The following is a 20,708-nucleotide window of genomic DNA, read 5'->3' as shown; positions in this document are numbered from 1 at the left end:
TTAAATGTTTTTCTCATACGGTGACGGCGTGCCACCGGACCTCATTAAATTCTTTAATGACAACCTTGAAAGTTACATTTTCAGTAAAAACTAGGAACTCATGTTGCTCACCTTCAGGGATTTTCAGCCATATTGAACTGCTTTGATCAACTGATATCGTTTCTCTGGAAATGCACTTTTTAGCATACCTTGAAGAACATTCTTCTATCCCGTTTAGATCACTAAGGCTTAGATTCCCAGATTCTCTAATATTTTTGAATTCAATTACTCGAGGCTGACTCGTGTCGTAAGCAAGCCTTGACTCTCTATCCAATTGGGGAAATACAGGCAGCAAAAAACCGATGCTCTCTGAGCGTCGCTTATATGGAGCAGAGCAGACCTGGATAGATTCCTTTGAACCTCCTGAAAAGCACCAAATATTCTGAAAATCGTCGTAATCTTTAGAGCTATAGTCAACCAGCTCAAAATGGTGATTTCTTGCTGACACAGTACATCCAGAAAGTGCAATTAGAATTGTAATTAGTACGATATTTCTCATGACATTTAACGCTGCGAGCAGCGGCGCGTGTTTTTGCGTCCGCTGCCTTGCCTGGTTAAGTGGCGACACACCACCCTACCTAAGGGCAAGATGTGAGCCTGCGAACCAGACCTAAATTTTGGCACCCGCAAGAAATGAAGACTTGAAGACACCCCCAACCTGAAATGTGGCCGCCCACAACGAACGGGATAACCTAGCCACAACCTCTTATTTTTCTAACGGCACCCGAATGCTCACTTATGGCACCGACTTGGAATCTTGCGCTGCCATAAAAAAGCAGAGCCATTTAACGCTGCGAGCAGCGGCGCGTATTTCGCGTCCGCTGCCTTGCCTGGTTAGGTTGGCGACACGCCACTGCCAACTACTGGCACGATGTGAGCCTGCGAACCCAACCTGAATTTATGGCACCTGCAAGAACGCAGACTTTGCAGCTACCCCCAACCTTGATTGTGGCTGCCCGCAACGAACGGGAAAGCCTTGCCACAACTCCCAACCTCAACAACGGCACCAGGAACGGAACTGCCGGATATGTAACTCGGCACGATGCCTAATGCTGGACTGCCTGCTACTGGCAGTGAATTTCAAACTGCTCTGACCTCAATAAACAGGAAAAGGCAGAGCAACCTAACAGCGTATTCAATTGCAGATGCGATATATCACTTTGCAATATATCCCCGATCCGACTTTCCCCTGAAACCACCCTAAATAACAAGACAATCAATATTTTAGCTAAAAGTCAGGAACCATTCTCATCTGACTTTTCTTGCACTTGCGTGTTGAACGGGAAATTTTGTCGTGACTTTTCTTGCATCGAAAAATCTGAAAATTAACTTTATCTCAGCAACTTACAAAAATCTGTAAGCCATATCCTACATATTCAACTTGTGTGCGGGTGAAAAAGAGAATTTAGGGCGGGATAACCAGGCTGGTGAGAAAGTTAAGGTTGGAGGGTTGATTGCCAAGTTTGTCAGGTTATCTAGCGCGGGGTTCGTCCCTCGAGAGGAACTCCTACAAAAAAGTGCGGGTTGCTTTGACGGTTTGGGTTTTTCGTGTTGCTTGTTGCATGAAGCGTGTTGCAGCCGTTCGCCCACAAAAAAACCGCGCTGAAAGCACGGTTTTTTTTGGGCGAACTGCGTAGTACCTACTGCGCGCTCTTTTCGGCGATCTTCTGTTTCCAGATGACCGGGCCGGTTTTGTGTACGGATTCGCCCAGGGAGTCCACGGCCACAGTGACGGGCATGTCTTCCACTTCGAATTCGTAGATGGCTTCCATTCCCAGATCTTCAAAGGCCGCCACGCGGGATTTGCGGATGGCTTTGGAGACCAGGTAGGCGGCGCCGCCTACGGCCATGAGGTACACGGCCTTGTTGTCCTTGATGGCTTCGATGGCGGTGTCGCCACGCTCAGCTTTACCGACCATGCCGATCAAACCGGTTTCTTCCAGCATGGTGCGGGTGAACTTGTCCATGCGGGTAGCAGTAGTCGGGCCTGCCGGGCCAACCACTTCGTCACCGACTGGATCCACCGGCCCTACGTAATAGATAAACCGGTTGGTGAAGTCCACGGGCAGTTTTTCGCCCTTGGAGATCATGTCTACCATGCGCTTGTGGGCCGCATCACGGCCGGTGAGCAGTTTCCCGGACAGTAGCAGGGTGTCACCGGGCTGCCAGGTCTGCACTTCTTCCGGGGTCACGGTATCCAGATTGACACGCTTGGCACCTTCGTCGTTGCCCCAGGCAATGTCCGGCCACTCTTCCAGGTCCGGTGCTTTCAGGTCGGCCGGGCCGGTGCCGTCGAGGATAAAGTGGGCGTGACGGGTGGCGGCACAGTTGGGGATCAGTGCCACCGGCTTGTTGGCGGCGTGGGTGGGGTAATCCACTACTTTCACGTCCAGCACGGTGGTCAGGCCGCCCAGGCCTTGCGCGCCCACACCCAGTGCATTCACTTTTTCGAACAGTTCCAGTCGCAGCTCTTCAGAGCGGGTCTGGGCACCACGGGCCTGCAGCTCGTGGATGTCGATGGGATCCATCAGGGATTCTTTGGCGATCATCATGGCTTTCTCGGCGGTGCCGCCGATACCAATACCCAGCATGCCCGGCGGACACCAGCCGGCGCCCATCTTCGGAATCTGTTCCAGCACCCAGTCCACCACGGAATCGGACGGGTTGAGCATGGCGAACTTGGATTTGGCTTCGGAGCCGCCGCCTTTCGCCGCCACGTCGATTTCCAGGGTGTCGCCGGGAACGATGGAGTAATTTATCACCGCCGGGGTGTTGTCCTTGGTGTTGGCACGCTTGCCGTCCGGGTCCGCCAGCACCGAGGCACGCAGAACATTGTCCGGGTGGTTGTAGGCGCGACGCACACCTTCGTTGATCATGTCGTCCAGGCTCATGTCGCCCTCAAAGGTGACATTCATGCCCACCTTGGCAAACACGGTGACGATACCGGTGTCCTGGCAGATCGGGCGGCGGCCCATGGCGGCCATGCGGGAGTTAACCAGGATCTGCGCCATGGCGTCCTTGGCGGCCTTGCTCTCTTCTTTCTCGTAGGCTTCTTTCACCGCGCGGATGAAATCCACGGGGTGGTAGTAAGAGATATACTGCAAGGCATCTGCCACGCTCTGAATCAGGTCATCCTGGCGAATCACCGTCATGGGATTACTCCTGCTGGGAAAATAGGGGCGCGTAGTATAGCGCAGAGAGTGAAGGGGGCGGAAATCGGCGGCGGGAGCGCCATGACTAGCCGCCCCTTGCCGCTGACCTCGTTAACACAGCGCTTTCAGTCGCAACGGGTGTTATTGAGCAACCGGATCAGATGACGGTTTACCGCCTCCGGCTGTTCCAGGTGCAGAAAATGCCCGGCATCGGCCAGGGTTTGCAACTCCACGCCACCACTGAAATCGCTTTCTACCAGCGTGTGGTCCAGCAATTTGGGGCTCATGCAGCCATCGTTCTCGCCGATCAGGATCTGGGTGGGCGTGGCAATATCCCGCCCCAGCCAGGCTCTTGCTTTGCGATGCTCTTTTTTCCACACCTTGAACAGGGACCGGTACCAGGCTAGGGCAGCGGAAATCACACCCGGCTCCGCCAGGGTGTGCTTGGCATTATCCAGATAGAGCTCCGGCTCCCAATCGGGAGACCAGCGCCGCCATAGCGCTTCCACGCCATCCAGGTCGCCGCGCTTGAGCCAGGCTTCCGGGGCCAGCGGCAGCTGGAAAAACTGCATGTAGCCGCTCAGCAATACTTGCTCCGGCACTTTCAATAACGCTTGGGGAATCCGCCGGATGGGCGGAATAGACAAGGCACTGAATGAGCAGAAGGTCTCCGGGGACTGCGCGCAAGCCAGATACCCCACCGCGGCGCCCCAGTCGTGCCCAACCAGATGCACACGACCGCCCAGCTGTGCGGCAAAAACCATCAGGTCGTCCACGGCAGCATACAGGGAATAATCACCGTTACCGGGCTGGCAACCGGGCGCATAGCCGCGCAACGCTGGCGCGATAGCCGTATAACCGGCATCCGCCAGAGCATTGATCTGCACCGCCCAGTTTTCATAAGTGTCGGGAAAACCGTGCAACAGAATCACCGGCTCACCATTGCCGGCCATCAAGGCAGGAAAACGCAGGTCACCATTGACCAGCTCTACCTGTTTCATCGTGTTACCTCAAAGTGATTGGAACGGGGGGCATCGTCATGATCGCTGCCCTCTTCCACCAGAATCCTTTCCACTTGTGCCAGCGCCGGGCCCTGGTGCATGGCATCGAGCATGTCATCCACAGCATCGCTGTCGCCTTCCAGCAACGCTTCCACCCGGCCGTCTGCACAATTGCGTACCCAGCCGGTGAGATTGCGACGTATGGCTTCCTGGCGCGTCCAGGCCCGGTAGCCTACACCCTGCACAATACCGCTCACCAGTACATGCTTAACCGTCATGCTTGTCCTCGTGGTCAATGTGGGCAGAGGCCCTGTTCGGCTCTGCATTGTCGTCTGTTTGATTTTCCGGCTCGCTGAATAGCGTATCCAGGCTGATATCCAGCGGTGCCATCATGCCTTCCCGGGCCTGATCCATTCGCCTCTTCAGCGCTGCCTCCCAGGGCAACAGCTCCTGCTGTTGCCGCACTCTTAGCTGGGTATGGGCCGGCCACGGCAGCATGGCCACCAACTGGCCCAGCGACAGGTTACGCAGATCCCGGCTGAGCATGTAACCGCCTTCTTCCGTGCGCCGGATCAGCTTCGCATTTACCAGCAGGTTGCGAAATTCATCCCATTGGCTGATTCCGGATTCCTGCATCACCTTGCGAACTTCCTTGCTGCGCAGCACCTTGCCGTTCTGCTGGCGCTGCCAGAACACATTGAGCAGGCGCACCAGGGCGTGCATGCGCGGCACCTGGCGACGGTGTTCCTGAAAGACTACTAACGCACGCACCAGCTCGGCACCACCGAGCACAATGGTCCAGGAAATATAAATCCACAGCAGAAACACGGGTACGGCAGCAAAAGCGCCATACACCACCTGGTAACTGGGCGCCTGCTTGATGAAAAAGGTAAAGCCGCCTTTCGCCAGCTCAAACAACAGAGCCGCCACCGCCGCCCCCAGCACGCCTTGTCGCAACGGAATCTTGGTATTGGGCACCACCGTGTACATCAGTGTCAGCATGGCGGTGGTGAACAGGAACGGCAGCAAGGACAGCCATAGCCGCACACCGCCCAGGTAGCTCACCGTGTCGCTGAAGATGGCCTGCGAGGTGAGATACGACGAGATCGCCAACCCCAGGCCCAGACAAATCGGCCCCAATGACAGCACCGCCCAATACATCAACAAGCTGGTGAGACCTTTACGCGGGGTCTGCACTTTCCAGATACGGTTCAGGGTTTGCTCAACCGTGCTCAGCATCAGGATGGAAGTGATCACCAGAAACACAATGCCCAACCCGGTCAGGTTTGCTGCCTGTTTGGCAAAGGACTGCAGGTGATCGAGCAGCATATTGCCTGCGGAGGGTACAAAATACTCAAACGCCCATGCCTGGAACTGGGCGCCCTTGTCTTTCAGGGCGGGTACCGACGACAGCACCGCAAAACTCACCGTCATCACCGGGACGATGGCAAACAGGGTGGTATACGTCAGCGCGGCAGCACTTTGCCGGCAACCGTCTTCATTGAACTGGCGCACCAGCAGGGCAAAAAACGCCTTGATGGAATCGAACCGGGCGTGCACCGGAATTACCGGTTGCTCATTCTCCATGCTCTACGCGTCCTCTCTGGTTGACCCCTTGCCACCGCACGTGTGCAGCTTACAATGGCAGCGTTACGAAACAGGATATGCAATCCCATGAGCGACTACATTATCTTCCACAACCCGCGCTGTTCAAAATCACGTCAGACGCTGGCGTTACTGGAAGAGAACGGTGTTAACCCCACTATCGTAAAGTATCTGGACGATATTCCGGATACCGCCACATTGAAAAGCCTGATCAGCAAGCTGGGGTTTGCCCATGCCCATGATCTGGTACGCAACAAGGAAGCGGACTACAAGACCGCAGGCCTGTCTGCGCAAAGCAGCGATGCTGACGTTATCGCAGCGATGATTCAGTACCCGAAATTGATTGAACGCCCCATCGTCGTCAAAGGCGATCAGGCGGTGCTGGGTCGCCCCCCGGAAAACGCCCTGCAGTTACTGGACTGAATCGCCCATGACCGATTATGTGCTGGTGCTTTACTACAGCCGCAACGGCAGTGTTGCCAACCTGGCGCAACAGGTCGCTCGCGGTATCGAAAGCACCGGAATGGAAGCGCGCCTGCGCACGGTCCCGGCCGTGTCTGCCAACTGCGAAGCCAGTGAGCCGGCGATACCGGATCAAGGTGCGCCCTACGCGACGCTGGATGATCTGGCCGGTTGCCAGGGCCTGGCGCTGGGTTCACCCACACGCTTTGGCAATATGGCGGCACCATTGAAATATTTCATCGACCAGACCAGCGAGCTGTGGATGAAAGGCACCCTGATCGGCAAACCCGCCGGCGTGTTCAGCGCCACCGGTAGCTTGCACGGCGGCCAGGAAAGCACGCTGCTTTCCATGATGCCCCCCCTGCTCCACCACGGTATGGTGCTGGCCGGTGTGCCGTACTCCGAAGCCGCCTTGCTGGATACCCAAAGTGGCGGCACGCCCTATGGTCCCACTCACGTTTCCGGCAGCCAGGGTGACCCGGCGCTGACGGAACACGAAATCACCCTGGCACGCGCACTGGGCAAACGCCTGGCGTTACTGGCCCGCCAACTGAAGGCTTCCTGATGAATCTTGTTTTATTCCGTATCAGCTACGCGTTGCTCCTGCTCGTCGGCATCAGCGGCCTGTTCACTCTGGCACCGCCGGACGCGCACATTGTCTCCAGCCTTATCATCGCGCTAGTGCTGTACGGTCCCCTGTTATTGATGATGCCTGCTGCTATCAGCGGCAACCGGCGCCAGGCCACCTGGCTGTGTTTCCTGCTGCTGTTTTATTTCTGTGGCTATGCGGTCCAGCTGCTGGATCCGCCGCCAGTGCGCACCCTGGCGATTGCCAAAACGACCCTGACTGTCATGCTCTTTGTGTTTGCCGCATTACAAATTCGTCAGGGCCAGAATGCTGATTGATGAACGCCTGGAAGTAGAAACACCGGAAGGCGCCATGCTCAGCCTGTCGCTGGCCGGGCCGGTGCCCCGGGCGCTAGCCTACGCCATCGACCTGGCTATTCGGCTGGTGATTTACGGTGCATTGGCCTCAGTGTTCGCGGCACTGGGCAAAGCCGGCATGGGCCTGCTGCTGATCATGGCGTTCGTGCTGGAGTGGTTTTACCCCACCCTGTTTGAAGCCTTCCGCCACGGGCAAACGCCGGGCAAGAAAGCCATGGGGCTGGTGGTGGTTCATGCCAATGGCAGCCCGCTGAGCTTCAACGGCAGCCTGATTCGCAACCTTCTGCGCACCGCCGATGCGTTCCCGCTGTTCTATCTGCTCGGGTTTGTCTGCACGCTGATCAGCCCTCGTTACCAGCGGCTTGGCGACATGGCCGCCAACACCCTGGTTGTCCATATCGAAGAAACCCCACAGATTCAGGAACAGGCTCAGGGTGACACCCTCGCCCCGGACTGGTCCTTGAGCCGGGATGACCAGCTTGCCCTGCTCGCCTTCCATGAACGCCATGACCGCTTTTCCGAAGCCCGCCAGCAAGAGCTGGCGCAACTGGCGTACCCCGAACTGGCACCGGCACTGGCGTTGCAGCGTCTGAATGCCGTCAGCCGTTACCTGGTACAGGGGCCCACATGAAACAGGCCCGTTTCGAACAGCAATACCGGCCGGAATGGCAAGCACTGGAACGCCAGCTCGAGCAGCTGGAGTCCCTGCATGTGAGCAAGAAGAACAAGCTCACCCTGGATACCTTTGTCACCGATTACCGCAAGCTCTGCCACCAACTGGCGCTGGCACGGGAACGAGGCTACAGCGTGCAGCTGCAGCAATTCCTCAACAATCTGGTATTGCGCGCCCATCGCCAGCTGTACCGCTATAACCCGTCCCTGGCAGATCGCATCGGCACCTTTATCGCCAGCGGCTTCCCCCAGGCGGTGCGCCGCCAGTGGCGCTGGCATCTGGTCAGCGCCCTGGCCTTTGTGCTTTCCATGGCGCTGGTATGGGTGCTGGTGCAGCAACAACCGGAAATGATCTACACCGTGGTGGATGAGGCCAGCATTGCCAATCTGGAAAGCATGTACCAGCCGGAAAACCAGGCGGACATGAAGAGCGAACGCAGCGGCGATGACGATGTGATGATGTTCGGCCATTACATCCAGAACAATATCGGCATCGCCTTCCGCACCTTTGCCAGCGGGCTTCTGCTGGGCGTGGGCGCGCTGGTGGTGATGCTGTTCAACGGCAGCTTCTTCGGCGCCGCCGCCGGGCACCTGATCAACGTGGGCGCGCAAGAACCGTTCTTTACCTTTGTGATCGCCCACGGCGCACCAGAGCTGACCGCCATTGTCTTGGCCGGTGGGGCCGGGTTGCGCCTCGGCTGGGCCATTATTGCCCCCGGGCCCTGGTCACGGCTGGACGCCCTGCGACTGGCCGCCAGGGATGCGCTGCCCACCATGTACGGGGTCTTCGCCCTGTTATTGCTGGCCGCCTTTATCGAAGCGTTCTGGTCACCACGGGACCTGGCGCCAACCATCAAATACAGCGTGGGCGCGGCCTGCTGGGGCCTTTTGTACCTTTATCTTTTGTTCGGGGGACGGGATGGAACTCGAAAAGGCTAGCGCCCGCCTGGCACCGCGCAGCCCCTGGCAAGCCGCGGACCTGGGCACGCAGTTTTACCGCCACTGGGCTGGTTCCATTACCCGCGTCTGGCTGCTGTTTACCGCCGTACCCTATGCCCTGCTGTTAAGCATGGCCGCCCTGAACAACAGCCTGTGGCCCCTGTTTATCTTCTGGTGGCTCAAACCCCTGTGGGAACGCCCACTGCTGGCCTTTTACAGCCATGCCCTGTTTGGTGAAACCCTCACCCTGAAAGCCTTGCTGAAACGCTGGCGCAGTTACGCGCTGCCGGGGCTGGCCGGCCAGCTCACCTGGCGGCGCCTGAGCCCCATGCGCAGTTTCAATGCCTGCGTTTGGCAGCTTGAACAAGTGAAAGGCGACACCGCCAGCCAGCGTCTGAAAGTACTCAACAGCTACCCGTCCAACCGGGCGGGCATGCTGACCCTGCTGGTGCTGCACCTGGAACAGTTCATGACGCTCGGGCTAATGGCGTTGCTGTATATGCTGGTGCCCTGGCAATTCAATCTGGAACTCAGTGACTGGTTCTATGACCAGAGCGCATTGCAACTGGTCATCTCCGGGTTGTGTTTCTATCTGGTGCTGTGTGTCACCGAACCTCTCTACGTGGCCTGTGGCTTTGCCCTGTACCTGAACAAACGCACCTGGCTGGAAGGCTGGGATCTGCAGCTGGGCCTCAGCCGGTTGGGCAAACGTCGCCAAGCTGCCAGGAATGTCATCGGGGCTCTGCTACTCATGGCACTGGTGCCTTTCACGGAACCCGCCAGCGCCGCATCAGCACAGTCCCCGGCCACCGGGAAAACAGAACAGCAGGAAGTCATCGAGCTGCTGGCCAGCCCGGAGTTCATGCCGCTGCAAGAAAAGACCGAGCGGCAGTGGATTAATCAGGACGACAGCGAATCCGAGAGCCTGATGGAGAAAATCTGGCGGTTCCTGTTTGATAATCTGGACGATGAGGACGCCGAGACTAACAACACGCCGCTGAATATACCCGATGCCTTGCTGTGGACCATTTTCTGGGCCCTCTTTATTGCGCTGGCCCTGTGGCTAATCCTCAAGGTCGCCAACCAGTTCGGCCTGCGCGGCCACAGCACCCGCAAGCGCCCTGTTATCCCCACCCATGTGGCCGGGCTGGATATCCGCAAACGTAACCTGCCGAAAAATCTGGACCGTGCCGTGGAAGAGGCCCTCAAGGCCGGAGACATCCGCGGCGCCCTGGCCATACTGATGCGCACCAGCTTGGCCGGCATTCTGGCACGTCACCCCGTGGCTCTGGCCGCAGGCAGTACCGAGCAGCAATGCCTGCGCACACTGCAGGAACAACACGGCGATTCATTGCCAATTGCCTACCTGCAGCGGCTGACCCAGGCCTGGATTACTACCGCCTGGGCTCACCGCCCGGTTAGCGCTGAGCAGGTGCGCACCTTGACCCAGCATTGGCAGCAAATGGACAGGCTGGAGGCAAACCATGCGTAAGGCCCACCTGCGCCGTGCTTTCCCCTGGCTGCTTGCCACCCTGCTGGTCGCCATGATCGCGGGCTACTACGCCCTGACCGAACCGGTCACCTACATGCAGCGGGTCTCCCCGGACAGCAGCATCACGCGCAACCCCTACAGCGCAGCCCAACGCTGGCTGGCGCAACGGGGCCAGCCCTCTGAACGCATTCTCAGTGCTGCGGCCCTGTTCCCGTTACCCGACACCCGCACCACCCTGGTGATCGATAAACACCGCGGCATGCTCACCCCCAACCAGGTCAACACCCTGCTGGAATGGGTCCAGAACGGTGGCGAACTGGTGGTGGAAGCCCGCCCGCTCCCGTCGCTTATCGAGGCATCCGATGCCAGTGACGCAGACTGGCAGGACAATGACCCACTGCTGTTCCCGCTCGGCATCACCGTCTGGGACTCCCCCGTGCCCAGCGAATCCATTGAAGAGGATCCGGTCCGGGATCTGATCATGGCCTTGCCCGTTTTTGTGGACAGCCCCTTGCAGTATTGCCTGCAAAGCGACAACGAGGAATTGCGTGAAGGTTGTGCACGGCTGGTCTGTGACGCACCACCGGAGCCCGCGCCTCTTGGGCTGCATGTGGGTGACAACGCACCTGACCGACGTGTGCAGCTTTTCAGCGATTACGTCATCTGGCATGACAGCTGGGATGATGAAGAAGGCGAGACACCACACCTGGAATGGCCAGTGGAAGTGACCGCCTACGCAGACAACGATTACGGTAGCCAGCTGGTGCAACTCGGCTTGGGCAGCGGACAGATTTCCGTGCTAACCGACTTGAGCCTGTGGTCCAACGAACGTCTGCTCTATTTCGATCATGCCTGGCTACTCGCCTGGCTCACCGCGGATGAGCCGGTGTGGTTTGTGCGCTCCGTGGCCATGCCGCCGCTGGCACAGTGGCTGTGGCTGAAAGCCCCGGCGCTGGGCGTTGCCCTGCTGGTGCTGCTGGCCCTGTGGTTGTGGTATCGCATTCCCCGCCAGGGTCCACGCCAGGAAGCCCGCGACGAACACAGCCGCGACTACCTGCAACACCTGCACGCCAGTGGCTATTTTCAGTGGCGTACCGATCAACAGGCGGCTTTGGTGGAAGTGTTACGCGAACAGGCAGAACAACATCTGATCCGTTTTCATCACCAACGTGACAAGGCACTGGCGCTGGCCGCAAAAACACTATCGGTGCCAGCCAAAGAACTGGAAGCGGCCCTGCAGATGCAACCGGAAACCCGGGACCAGTTCACGCAGCAGGTCTCATTATTACAATCGCTGAAAAATTGCAGTCACTGATACGCTCACACAGGTGCAGTGGCGCGGACATACACGCCAACGTCAGTTGCAACGCAAAAGGACAACAGCATGAGCCAACCCGCCACCCTCGCCGATGCGGCCGCCCTGGCCCACGACATTGAAAGCCGGCTCAATCAGGTACTGATTGGCCAGCAACAGGTCGTCCGTGAAGTGCTGATCGCACTGATTTCCGGCGGCCACGTTCTTATTGAAGGCGTGCCCGGCCTCGGCAAGACCCTGCTGGTGCGCAGTCTCGGGCGGGTACTGGAGCTGGACTTCAACCGCATCCAGTTCACCCCGGACCTGATGCCCACCGACGTGACCGGCCACGCCATGTACGACCAGAAAACCGAACAATTCCGCATCCGGCGCGGCCCGGCGTTCACCCAGCTGCTGCTGGCTGACGAGATCAACCGCGCCCCGGCCAAGACCCAGGCGGCACTGCTGGAAGTCATGCAGGAACGGCAGATCACCATCGAAGGCAAAGCCTTTACCCTGAACGAACCCTACATGGTGCTCGCTACCCAGAACCCGCTGGACCAGGAAGGCACTTACCCGCTGCCGGAAGCAGAGCTGGACCGGTTTCTGTTCAAGGTGCTGATTGATTACCCCGGCCATGACGACGAAACCCGGCTGGTGAACATGGTGCTCGACGGCACCATCCGCGCCAGCCTGGATGTGGACAGCCTGAGCCCGGCCACGGATGCGGCCGGCTTGCAGGCCATGAAAGCGCTCAGCAACGACGTGCTAATCGACGCCGAAGTGCTGGACTATGCCCTGCGCATCGTCCGTGCCACACGGGACTTCAATGGCCTGAGCCACGGCGCCAGCCCCCGGGCCAGCATTGCCCTGGCCCGGGCGGCCCGCGTGCAGGCCATGTTCGAAGGCCGTGACTTCGTCACCCCGGACGACATCCAGCAAGTGGCCCGCCCGGTACTGCGCCATCGCATCCAGCTCAGCGCCGACGCAGAAATCGAAGGCCAAACCCCGGAAACCGCCCTGGCCCGTCTGCTTGACCAGGTGGAAGCGCCGCGGCAATGAAGCCTGCACCTCGCCTGCTTCTTGCCGTTGGCCTGTGGGCCCTGAGCGCGATCTTGCTGTTGTTTTTCAGCGGCAGCATCGCGAGCCTGTTGTGGTGGGCGGCCGGAGCGATTCTGGCGGCCTTTGCCCTGCTCGACCTGCTCCATGGCTTGCGCCGTCCGGCCCCATCGGCCGAGCGTATCGTGCCCAATGCCCTGTCCGTGCAACAGCCGCACCCGATCAAGGTACGCATTCCCTCCGCCGAGCTGCCGGCCTCCATGACCCTGGCGGACCATCACCCCGGCGATGACCCGCTCACTGGCCTGCCCTGTGAGCTGGCCCGTGCCGAGCAAGAACTCACCGAATTCACTTACCACTACCGCCCCAGCCGGCGTGGCCCGGTGACGTTCGGTGACCTGGAATTCTGGTTCCCCAGCCAGCTGGGTTTCTGGTCGCTACGCAAAACCTGCCCGGCCCATTGCACCGTGCCGGTGTACCCGGATTTTTCCCGCATCAGCCAGACGCAGCTGGACGCCAACCATTCCTTTCTGCTCACCGGCAGTCGCCTCAAGCCCCGCCGTGGCGAAGGTATGGAATTTCACCAGTTACGCGAGTATCACCCCGGCGACAGCCTGCGTCAGATCGACTGGAAAGCCACTGCCCGCCGCCGCAGTTTGATCAGCCGTGAGTATCAGGACGAGCAAAACCAGCAAGTGCTTATCATGCTGGATGGTGGCCGGCGCCTGGGCATGCCAGTGGGCAAGCTCACCGGCTTCGACCATGCGCTCAATGCCTCGCTGCTGCTTGCCTGGAGTGCGCTCAAACAGAAAGACAAGGCCGGGGCCATGCTGTTCTCCGGCGACCAGCCACGCTGGCTGCCGCCGGTGCAGGGCCAGAATGGTCTCAATCATTTGCTCAACGGGCTCTACGATCTGCACCCCAGCCAGCACGCCAGCGACTTCAGCCTGGCCGCCCGCCAACTGGTACGCCATAGCCGCCGACGGGCACTGGTGGTGCTGGTGACACGGCTGCAACACGAGGATCTGGATGACCTGCTCAGCGCCGTCGGCTTGATGCGGCGCCACCATCTGGTGCTGATTGCCGACATGCTGCTGCCCGAACAGGAAGCCCTGGCCCGTCAGCCGGTGGAGGATTTCGATCAGGCGCTGACCGTCTGTGCCGACGCCCAGGAACAAAAGCAGCGCGAGCAGCTGCATACCCGCCTGCGCCACGCCGGCGCGCTCGTCACCAGCGCCACACCGCAAAACATGCCGCAGCAATTAAACCATCTATATCTGGCACTGAAACGCAGCGGACGGCTTTAGTCGGATTACGCCTTTCAGGCTAATTCGACCTACTTGAGAAGTTGGGTTTTGTCGGTCGAATTAGGCCGAAGGCCGTAATCCGACAACACTAACAAAACAAGCGCTCCAGCGCCTGACCGAGCGGCACAGCCTCACGCTCATACGCTTTTGCCAGCGCTTTACACCAACGCGCCGGTCGCTCGGCGAGGCCTTGCTCCAGCAACGCCTGCGCTTTCGCTTTTACCTCCACCGCAAACGCCGCTTCATCACCACCGTCACCATTCAGGTTATCCAGCGACACCCGAAAATCATGCCCACAAGCGGCACAGAAAAGCGCTTCCAAAGCCTGAGGATAGACTTCCACCCGGCTGAACTCCGCCTGCTGATCCGCACTGCGCCCATCCGGTGCATACCAGTAACCGTAATCTTCCTGCTCGCGGCGTGCCGGACCGGCTACGCACCAGTGGGCGATTTCGTGCAGGGCACTGCGAAAATAATCGCGGGTATAGCAAATTTGGTGGGGACGGCCTGGCAGGTAAACCGGTTCACTGGCACCGCCTACCAGCACGGTGTGGTGGGAATCGAAAAAAGTCGCCCGAAACAGGCGCTCCAGTTCACCACTGACGTACCCCTGTGAAGCGCTTTGCGGTATGGTAGCCGCCTTCGTCTGAACCTGATTCTGATCTATTTCGTTCACCACACCGTTCCGTTTACAACAGTAGCACTTGCCTATGTTATCCCGCCGTCAGGAACTCGCCGCCCAACTCACCCTCGCACTGCCGATTCTGGGTGGGCAACTGGCGCAGACGGCCAACGGCTTTGTGGACACCATGATGGCCGGGCGAGTCAGCGCCAATGACCTGGCCGCGGTGGCCGTGGGCGCCAGTATCTGGGTGCCCCTGTTCCTGTTCATGACCGGCGTGCTGATGAGCGCCACCCCGGTGCTGTCGCGGCATCTGGGCGGCGAAGCTTATCATCGCATCAACCCCCTCGCCCAGCAGGGGCTCTGGTTGGGCCTGGGGCTGGGTGTCCTGTGTGCGCTGATCCTGCGCAGCATTGCCCCGGTGCTGGTATGGATGGACGTGGACCCGGCCATTCGGCCCATGGTCAGCGGCTACCTGGATGCGCTCAGCTGGGGGATGCCCGGTGCCGCGATAATGCTGGCCCTGCGCAGTTATACCGAGGCCATGAATCATACCCGTCCGGTGCTGCTGATCAGCGTTATCGGGCTGATGATCAACATTCCCAGCAACTATGTGCTGATCTACGGCAAGCTCGGCTTCCCGGCCATGGGCGGCGTGGGCTGCGGCTGGGCCACCTCGCTGGTGATGTGGTCCATGGCGCTGATGATGATGATCTACACGCACCGCCACCCGGTCTATCAGCACGCGCCATTGAACCTGCGGCAACGGCATTTTGAACGGGCCAGTCTTGGCTACATGCTGCGCCTGGGCTTGCCGGTGGGGCTGACGATTTTCTTTGAGGTGAGCATCTTTGCGGTCATCGCCCTGCTGATCGGCAGCCTGGGGGCCCAGGTCGTTGCCAGCCACCAGATTGCTCTCAACTTCACCTCCCTGATTTTCATGGTGCCACTGAGTTTTGCCCTGGCCGCCACCGTGCGGGTGGGCCACGCCCGGGGTCGCAGCGACCGGGACGGCATCCGCGTAGCGGTGCAGGTGGCCATGGCCATTACCCTGGTCGTGGGCATCGCTGCCGCCTCCAGTCTGGTGCTGGCCCGCCACTGGATTCCCCGTATTTATACCGACAACGGCTCGGTGATTGCCCTGGCCAGCTACCTGTTGCTATTCGCTGCCCTGTACCAGGTTTCCGACGCCCTGCAGGTGTGCGCCAATGGCTGCCTGCGCGGGTTTGAAGACACCGGTTGGCCCATGGTAATGACCCTGCTGGCCTACTGGGGTATCGGCCTGCCCATCGGCTACGGCCTGGCGCTGACCCACTGGTGGGTGGACCCCATGGGTCCCGCCGGGTTCTGGATCGGCCTGGTGGCCGGGCTGACCAGTGCTGCCGTCTTCCTGGGCTGGCGTCTGCGCTGGCGCCTCGCTCAGCCACTACCGGCACCGCCGACAAGCTCGCAGGAAGACCTGGCCGCCTGAGCCGGGCGCTCACCTGCCTTACAGTTTTTACACCCTGGCAGCGCTTTCATTGTGTTATTTGCATTTTCTTTGCATTGCTTCTGTAGATAATAACCATTCTCATTTTGGTTAGCTTGCCTCTACATTCCTATGTCTCCACTTTCGATTACCTCCCGCACCCTGGCCGCGGCTTTGGGTGGTTATGGCCTTGCGTCCCTGTCGGCCATGGCCCTGGCCGTTACCCTGCCCATGGCCCGCGACCAGGCCGTGATCATTGGCATCATGGTGGCGTTGCTGTTGTGTAGCGGCGCGGCTATTTGGGCGTTTTCCGCCCGCTCAGCCTGGCGGGCCTGGGCCGGCATTCTCGCCCCTGGCGTGCTGCTGGGTGGGCTGTATCTGTGGGGCCTGCCCGCATGAATAAATCATTTCGCCAATCCATGGCCTGGCTACACACCTGGACCGGCCTGTTACTCGGCTGGTTGCTGGTGGCCATTTTTATTACTGGCACCAGTGCTTATTTTCGGGAAGAAATTACCCTGTGGATGCAGCCGGAAGTGCATGATTCCACCCTGCAACCAGGCACCATCGACATGGCTCTGGCAGCATTGAATGCCAAAGCTCCAGACGCCCGCTCCTGGGACATCAGCCTGCCCGGCCCCCGCCAGACCGCCGCCGAGCTGCGCTGGCAACCGGCCAAACCACCTGAAGACGGAAGACGCCATCGCGGTGAACAGATACTCATGGATGCGGATAGCGGCGAGGTCGTTGCACCACGCGCCACCCGCGGCGGCAATTTTTTCTACCGCTTTCATTTTGAACTGTACGGCATCGACCGCCTGTGGGCGCGGTTGCTGGTCTGCCTGGCAACCATGTTCATGTTGATCGCCATTATCAGCGGGGTGATCACCCACAAGAAAATCTTCAAGGATTTCTTTACCTTCCGGCCCGGCAAGGGGCAGCGGTCCTGGCTGGACGCCCACAACGCCACGGCGGTCCTCGCGCTGCCCTACCACTTCATGATCACCTATTCCGGCCTGCTGCTGTTTATGACCCTGATCATGCCCTGGGGAATCGACGCGGCCTATGAGAATGACCGCCGCGCGTTTTTCTCCCAGGTATTTTCCCGCGGAGAAGACGCGGCGCAACCTGGCTCGCCGGGTGAGATGGTGGCGATCGGGCCATTGATCGAACAAACCGAAACCCGTTTCGGCAAACCGGTAGAACGCATTCAAATCACCAACCCCAACCGGGACAACGCGCAGATCACCTTGCGGGTCAACAGGGATCCGGCGGTCACCGATCGCCAGCGCGGTGGCGATCCAACGCAAGTATTCCAGGGCAATACCGGTGAGCTGATCGACACCCACATCCCCGCCAATGATCCGGTGTCACCGGGCTGGCGTATCTATAATTTCTTTACCAGTGTGCACATGACTCGCTTCGCCGATCCACTAACCCGCTGGCTGTTCTTTCTGTTCGGGGTCGCAGGCTCCGCCATGACCGTGACCGGCATGCTGCTGTGGGTGAGCAAACGCACCCAGCAATTACGCCGGGACCAGCAGCCCGACCGGGCCCTGAAAATGGTGAACGGACTGAATATGGCCTCCATCACCGGACTGATGCTGGCCATCGCCGCCTACTTCCTGGCCAACCGTTTGCTACCGGTCACGCTGGCTGCCCGCGAAGACCGTGAGATTCAGGTCTTCTTCATTGTCTGGCTGGTGTCACTGGTGCATGGTCTGCTGCGCCCGAACCGCCACGGCTGGATTGAGCAGGTCGCTGCCGCCTCGCTGCTGTGGTTTGCCATACCGGTAGTCAACATTTTCACCACGGCGTCGCACCTGTTTACGCCTCTGGCCTGGCAACATGCAGCCATCGCCAGTTTCGATCTGGTCTGCCTGATTCTTGCTGCCCTGGGCGGGTATACCCTGTGGCGTTTGCAACGCAAACCGCTGCCGGCAAAAGCACGCCGTGCCCCTGCGCCGCGCCCCTTCAACACAACCAACCCGGCCAGTGAGCAACCTGCCGGAGAATCCCCATGACGATGGCCCCGCCACTGTTTCTGGCGCTGGCTCTGGCCTATGCCGGCCTGACCAGCCTGTCTCTGGCCATGAAACGTCACCATGACCAGGTCATGGGCCGCAAGCTGCGACCGGAACGCGTGCGCTATTACCGGTGGCCCGGCTGGTTGCTGTTGGCATTATCGCTGTGGGTCACGTTGACGGTCTGGCCCCTGGGGCTGGCACTGTTTATGGCCGTGGGACTGGTGGCAATAGCCGGCTTGCCACTGGTGTTTTTGTTGCCGTATCACGCACGGTTGGCAGGACGACTGGCTGTCGCCTTGCCCGTGTTGGCCATGCTGACCTGGTCAACGGTGGCGCTGGTCTAGAGCAGTGTCTCGGCGGATTCCGGGTCGTCCACGCAGGCCGTGGCCAGCAAGTGCCGGTAATAGTCGGCACTGAGCCAGGGACGCCCACTGAGCAAGTGATTCAGATACCAGCGCTCCGGACGCAGATCATCGGCTTGCCACTCGGTATTAGCGATATAAACCCAGGTCTGTCGCTCGCCCTCATCGGTCTGTACTGGCAAGCGTTCACGGCGATAACGGACCGGGTGACCCTCGAACGGATCCATACGTTCGATTTCGCGGTGGTCCCACAGCTGGTACAAGACGCCCTGCACCTCCGGCCCGCCATGGTCCGCCTTCACGATGTTGGCGTAGGCAATCCCTTCTTTGCCATGGGCGCGCTTGTTAAACGCCAATTGCCAACCGGGTAATTGCGCCCGTAACGATTGCCGATAGCGCATGCCCCGCACCGCCATTCGTGCCGGGTTCATGTTCGACCCATAGGCAAAGTAATAATCACACTCCACACATCACTCCTGGTTATTGCTGGACGCCGGATGCCCGACGACAGACGCCTGCATTCAAAACCTGAAAAACTTAAACCCTGGTCGCCATGCTCTCTGCACAAAACACATTACCCATTATTTCCTGAATAATGGCCCTCCCTCAAAAGGAGGCACCGCAAGAGCGAGAGCTCCTTAGCCCATGGGGTTTCACGTCAGGCATCCAGCCTCGAGCGTTAGGCAAAGCGCAGAACATGGCTACCAGGTAATACCACAGGCAGGCGCCCTCTTGCCCACGGCGAGCCCGCTTTATGCCACGCAAACCGGTTATCTGCACCCGCTTGCATGGCATCGCATGACAGGCTAACGTGAATTAACGGGCCGTGCTGAACGATCCGCTGTGATCGTGCTCGCGTCCCCCCAAGGAAACGTACCGGGAGGTGCCCATGTCTCAGGCGAACCGGCAACACCCTGGCGGAAACAATGTTGTTTCCTTCTCTCCACGCCGCAAAGCGGCCAAGCCCCCCATTTTGCGTTTATCCCCGGAATACGATGGCATTGAGCTGTTGTATGCCAATGATCATCACCCTGACAAACTGTTCTCACTGAAAATACTGGCCTGGGCAAGACTGGCCAATGGCGACACCGTGGCCATGGTTCCCTGGCTCAAGGAACCGGTCACCGCCATGGCGCTGGCCGACCCGCTGAATGGCCGCTGGGAAGGTTACCGTCTGCCCGGCAGCGATTACCTGTTCGTGGAGGCACCGGAACACAAGGTACAGGAAATGGATGCGGCCCTGTCGTTCTTCGGCAAGCCACAACCCGGCGAACAGGCCATTCAGGAAATCCCGGATACCATCGGCACCCATGCGGTCTTTTCAGAAGACAACTTCCACACCATCAGCCTGATGGAAGTGGTGAGCTGGAAGCTGTTTGCCGATGGCACCCTGTCGGCCATGGTGGCACAGGAAAACGACCCGGTTGAGACACCGATTCTGCCCGGCGCAGAATGCTTGACCACCGCACAATCGCTACCGGCCTTCCGGTATTTCTTCCAGCACGGCATTGCCAACAAGTTAAAGGAGAGAGACCCGGAAGCACTGGCGGCGGTGGCCATGCTGGCAAAAAGCTGAACGATGACGAATATTCAGGCAGTGCGAAACAACACTGGCACGGGCTAGGCACTGAACCCGGAAAACGAGTTTCTCCGGGCTTCAGGCTAACGGCGATGTTGTGTCACTCAGCTTTTTTTCTTTTCGATCCAGTACAGGTAAAGGTCACCGTCCTGTTCTTGTGTCAGTAGGGTATGACCGAGAAACTGACAAAACTTGGGGATATCCCGCTCGGTAGAAGGGTCTGTGGCCCGCACTTTCAGCACCTCACCCGGCGCCATATCGCGCACTTTGTTATGCAGCATCATGACCGGCTCCGGGCATAGCAGGCCGGTGGCATCAAGGTGGTGTTGCGCATCCAGTGACATCAGGGCTCTCCTCGTGGCGCATGGGCAACCACCGGTGGTTGCCAGAAAAAGGCAGCTATTATAACGACTGCACTGAGAATCGCAGCCAGCAGGAAATGCGACGCGTAACCCAGCCAGGCCACACTGAAACCGCTGGCCAGCGTGAACGCCCCTACCGCGAACAGTTGCACGGACGCTTGCACGGTATAGTCACTGCCTTCATGGCCGGCGCGGCAGTAATCCATCATCACCACAAACAGCGCCACCGTGGACAGGCCGTCCGCCAATTGCTCAAACAACGCCACCGCCCAGATCCACGCCCCCTGCGGGGCATCTACCCCCCAACTTGCCACCCACCAC

22 protein-coding genes and 1 pseudogene are annotated in these 20,708 nt (G+C 59.3%); 14 read left to right on the top strand and 9 right to left on the bottom strand.

Going from position 1 to position 20,708, the window contains the following annotated elements; translation table 11 throughout:
* Window positions 1-13: 13 nt before the first annotated feature.
* From A3730_RS30510 to A3730_RS18595, 5 genes are all read right to left on the bottom strand, one after another.
* A complete protein-coding gene (locus A3730_RS30510; RefSeq protein ID WP_156497230.1) occupies window positions 14-607 on the bottom strand; it encodes a hypothetical protein in 594 nt (197 codons plus the stop codon).
* Between the two features lie 1,072 nt (window positions 608-1,679).
* Window positions 1,680-3,191 carry a fumarate hydratase gene (locus A3730_RS18610; protein WP_063538657.1) on the bottom strand — a complete coding sequence of 504 codons (1,512 nt, stop codon included), beginning with the start codon at window positions 3,189-3,191 and terminating at the stop codon, window positions 1,680-1,682.
* A gap of 125 nt (window positions 3,192-3,316) precedes the next feature.
* Entirely contained in the window at window positions 3,317-4,192 is an 876-nt protein-coding gene (locus A3730_RS18605) for an alpha/beta fold hydrolase (RefSeq protein ID WP_063521556.1), read from the bottom strand.
* Complete coding sequence (locus A3730_RS18600; RefSeq protein WP_063521557.1) at window positions 4,189-4,470, bottom strand: acylphosphatase; 282 nt, start codon at window positions 4,468-4,470, stop codon at window positions 4,189-4,191. Before A3730_RS18600 ends, A3730_RS18605 begins: the two co-directional genes overlap by 4 nt.
* Window positions 4,460-5,779, bottom strand: coding sequence for a YihY family inner membrane protein (locus A3730_RS18595; protein ID WP_063521558.1), 1,320 nt, complete (start codon window positions 5,777-5,779; stop codon window positions 4,460-4,462). The genes A3730_RS18600 and A3730_RS18595 overlap by 11 nt, the downstream gene beginning before the upstream one ends.
* A gap of 87 nt (window positions 5,780-5,866) precedes the next feature.
* On the opposite strand from A3730_RS18595, the gene arsC reads away from it, so the two are divergent.
* From arsC to A3730_RS18550, 9 genes are all read left to right on the top strand, one after another.
* Window positions 5,867-6,220, top strand: coding sequence for an arsenate reductase (glutaredoxin) (arsC, locus tag A3730_RS18590; RefSeq protein ID WP_063519007.1), 354 nt, complete (start codon window positions 5,867-5,869; stop codon window positions 6,218-6,220).
* Window positions 6,221-6,227: 7 nt separating this feature from the next.
* Entirely contained in the window at window positions 6,228-6,824 is a 597-nt protein-coding gene (gene wrbA, locus A3730_RS18585; RefSeq protein WP_063521559.1) for an NAD(P)H:quinone oxidoreductase, read from the top strand.
* Entirely contained in the window at window positions 6,824-7,165 is a 342-nt protein-coding gene (locus tag A3730_RS18580) for a DUF2069 domain-containing protein (RefSeq protein ID WP_063521565.1), read from the top strand. The genes wrbA and A3730_RS18580 overlap by 1 nt, the downstream gene beginning before the upstream one ends.
* On the top strand, window positions 7,155-7,835 hold the full coding sequence (locus A3730_RS18575; protein ID WP_082872456.1) for an RDD family protein: 681 nt from the start codon (window positions 7,155-7,157) through the stop codon (window positions 7,833-7,835). The genes A3730_RS18580 and A3730_RS18575 overlap by 11 nt, the downstream gene beginning before the upstream one ends.
* Complete coding sequence (locus A3730_RS18570; protein WP_063521560.1) at window positions 7,832-8,815, top strand: stage II sporulation protein M; 984 nt, start codon at window positions 7,832-7,834, stop codon at window positions 8,813-8,815. The genes A3730_RS18575 and A3730_RS18570 overlap by 4 nt, the downstream gene beginning before the upstream one ends.
* Window positions 8,796-10,307 (top strand): DUF4129 domain-containing protein, encoded by a 1,512-nt coding sequence (locus A3730_RS18565; RefSeq protein WP_063521561.1) that lies wholly within the window; start codon window positions 8,796-8,798, stop codon window positions 10,305-10,307. Before A3730_RS18570 ends, A3730_RS18565 begins: the two co-directional genes overlap by 20 nt.
* Window positions 10,300-11,622, top strand: a complete 1,323-nt coding sequence (locus A3730_RS18560) for a DUF4350 domain-containing protein (protein WP_063521562.1) — start codon at window positions 10,300-10,302, stop codon at window positions 11,620-11,622. Before A3730_RS18565 ends, A3730_RS18560 begins: the two co-directional genes overlap by 8 nt.
* Before the next feature lie 69 nt (window positions 11,623-11,691).
* Entirely contained in the window at window positions 11,692-12,663 is a 972-nt protein-coding gene (locus A3730_RS18555) for a MoxR family ATPase (RefSeq protein WP_063521563.1), read from the top strand.
* On the top strand, window positions 12,660-13,967 hold the full coding sequence (locus A3730_RS18550; RefSeq protein ID WP_063521244.1) for a DUF58 domain-containing protein: 1,308 nt from the start codon (window positions 12,660-12,662) through the stop codon (window positions 13,965-13,967). The genes A3730_RS18555 and A3730_RS18550 overlap by 4 nt, the downstream gene beginning before the upstream one ends.
* Window positions 13,968-14,055: 88 nt before the next feature.
* On the opposite strand, the gene A3730_RS18545 is transcribed toward A3730_RS18550, so the two are convergent.
* Complete coding sequence (locus A3730_RS18545; protein ID WP_369817636.1) at window positions 14,056-14,643, bottom strand: elongation factor P hydroxylase; 588 nt, start codon at window positions 14,641-14,643, stop codon at window positions 14,056-14,058.
* A gap of 34 nt (window positions 14,644-14,677) precedes the next feature.
* Here A3730_RS18545 and A3730_RS18540 point away from each other — a divergent pair, with 34 nt between their 5' ends.
* The 4 genes from A3730_RS18540 (at window position 14,678) to A3730_RS18525 (ending at window position 18,428) form a co-directional block, all read left to right on the top strand.
* A complete protein-coding gene (locus tag A3730_RS18540) occupies window positions 14,678-16,060 on the top strand; it encodes an MATE family efflux transporter (RefSeq protein WP_063538655.1) in 1,383 nt (460 codons plus the stop codon).
* 129 nt (window positions 16,061-16,189) lie between these two features.
* Entirely contained in the window at window positions 16,190-16,456 is a 267-nt protein-coding gene (locus A3730_RS18535; RefSeq protein ID WP_063519916.1) for a DUF3649 domain-containing protein, read from the top strand.
* Window positions 16,453-18,081: a PepSY domain-containing protein gene (locus tag A3730_RS18530; RefSeq protein WP_063538653.1), complete on the top strand. Its 1,629-nt coding sequence runs from the start codon at window positions 16,453-16,455 to the stop codon at window positions 18,079-18,081. Before A3730_RS18535 ends, A3730_RS18530 begins: the two co-directional genes overlap by 4 nt.
* A complete protein-coding gene (locus tag A3730_RS18525; protein WP_197468642.1) occupies window positions 18,078-18,428 on the top strand; it encodes a DUF3325 domain-containing protein in 351 nt (116 codons plus the stop codon). The genes A3730_RS18530 and A3730_RS18525 overlap by 4 nt, the downstream gene beginning before the upstream one ends.
* Here the strand turns inward: A3730_RS18525 and A3730_RS18520 are convergent.
* Window positions 18,425-18,913, bottom strand: coding sequence for a gamma-glutamylcyclotransferase family protein (locus A3730_RS18520; RefSeq protein ID WP_082872454.1), 489 nt, complete (start codon window positions 18,911-18,913; stop codon window positions 18,425-18,427). The two genes, A3730_RS18525 and A3730_RS18520, sit on opposite strands and share 4 nt — an antisense overlap.
* Window positions 18,914-19,335: 422 nt before the next feature.
* Between A3730_RS18520 and A3730_RS18515 the strand changes: the two genes are divergently transcribed.
* Entirely contained in the window at window positions 19,336-20,022 is a 687-nt protein-coding gene (locus A3730_RS18515) for a hypothetical protein (RefSeq protein ID WP_063519918.1), read from the top strand.
* Between the two features lie 107 nt (window positions 20,023-20,129).
* On the opposite strand, the gene tusA is transcribed toward A3730_RS18515, so the two are convergent.
* Entirely contained in the window at window positions 20,130-20,369 is a 240-nt protein-coding gene (gene tusA / locus A3730_RS18510; RefSeq protein ID WP_063519919.1) for a sulfurtransferase TusA, read from the bottom strand.
* Window positions 20,369-20,708, bottom strand: a pseudogene (locus A3730_RS31850) (MFS transporter); the annotation flags it as partial. The pseudogene A3730_RS31850 and the gene tusA, both read right to left, overlap by 1 nt.

It is taken from the genome of Alcanivorax sp. HI0044 (assembly GCF_001634945.1).
This window is presented reverse-complemented; position numbering and strand designations above follow the sequence as displayed.

Coding starts and splice junctions, on each gene's coding strand:
- A3730_RS18525 (WP_197468642.1), top strand. CDS start 18,078: ATGACGATGGCCCCGCCACTGTTTCTGGCGCTGGCTCTGGCCTATGCC.
- A3730_RS18610 (WP_063538657.1), bottom strand. CDS start 3,191: ATGACGGTGATTCGCCAGGATGACCTGATTCAGAGCGTGGCAGATGCC.
- arsC (WP_063519007.1), top strand. CDS start 5,867: ATGAGCGACTACATTATCTTCCACAACCCGCGCTGTTCAAAATCACGT.
- tusA (WP_063519919.1), bottom strand. CDS start 20,369: ATGTCACTGGATGCGCAACACCACCTTGATGCCACCGGCCTGCTATGC.
- A3730_RS18570 (WP_063521560.1), top strand. CDS start 7,832: ATGAAACAGGCCCGTTTCGAACAGCAATACCGGCCGGAATGGCAAGCA.
- A3730_RS18535 (WP_063519916.1), top strand. CDS start 16,190: ATGTCTCCACTTTCGATTACCTCCCGCACCCTGGCCGCGGCTTTGGGT.
- A3730_RS18515 (WP_063519918.1), top strand. CDS start 19,336: ATGTCTCAGGCGAACCGGCAACACCCTGGCGGAAACAATGTTGTTTCC.
- A3730_RS18550 (WP_063521244.1), top strand. CDS start 12,660: ATGAAGCCTGCACCTCGCCTGCTTCTTGCCGTTGGCCTGTGGGCCCTG.
- A3730_RS18530 (WP_063538653.1), top strand. CDS start 16,453: ATGAATAAATCATTTCGCCAATCCATGGCCTGGCTACACACCTGGACC.
- A3730_RS18575 (WP_082872456.1), top strand. CDS start 7,155: ATGCTGATTGATGAACGCCTGGAAGTAGAAACACCGGAAGGCGCCATG.
- A3730_RS18600 (WP_063521557.1), bottom strand. CDS start 4,470: ATGACGGTTAAGCATGTACTGGTGAGCGGTATTGTGCAGGGTGTAGGC.
- A3730_RS18580 (WP_063521565.1), top strand. CDS start 6,824: ATGAATCTTGTTTTATTCCGTATCAGCTACGCGTTGCTCCTGCTCGTC.
- A3730_RS18555 (WP_063521563.1), top strand. CDS start 11,692: ATGAGCCAACCCGCCACCCTCGCCGATGCGGCCGCCCTGGCCCACGAC.
- A3730_RS18605 (WP_063521556.1), bottom strand. CDS start 4,192: ATGAAACAGGTAGAGCTGGTCAATGGTGACCTGCGTTTTCCTGCCTTG.
- A3730_RS18540 (WP_063538655.1), top strand. CDS start 14,678: ATGTTATCCCGCCGTCAGGAACTCGCCGCCCAACTCACCCTCGCACTG.
- wrbA (WP_063521559.1), top strand. CDS start 6,228: ATGACCGATTATGTGCTGGTGCTTTACTACAGCCGCAACGGCAGTGTT.
- A3730_RS18565 (WP_063521561.1), top strand. CDS start 8,796: ATGGAACTCGAAAAGGCTAGCGCCCGCCTGGCACCGCGCAGCCCCTGG.
- A3730_RS18560 (WP_063521562.1), top strand. CDS start 10,300: ATGCGTAAGGCCCACCTGCGCCGTGCTTTCCCCTGGCTGCTTGCCACC.
- A3730_RS18595 (WP_063521558.1), bottom strand. CDS start 5,779: ATGGAGAATGAGCAACCGGTAATTCCGGTGCACGCCCGGTTCGATTCC.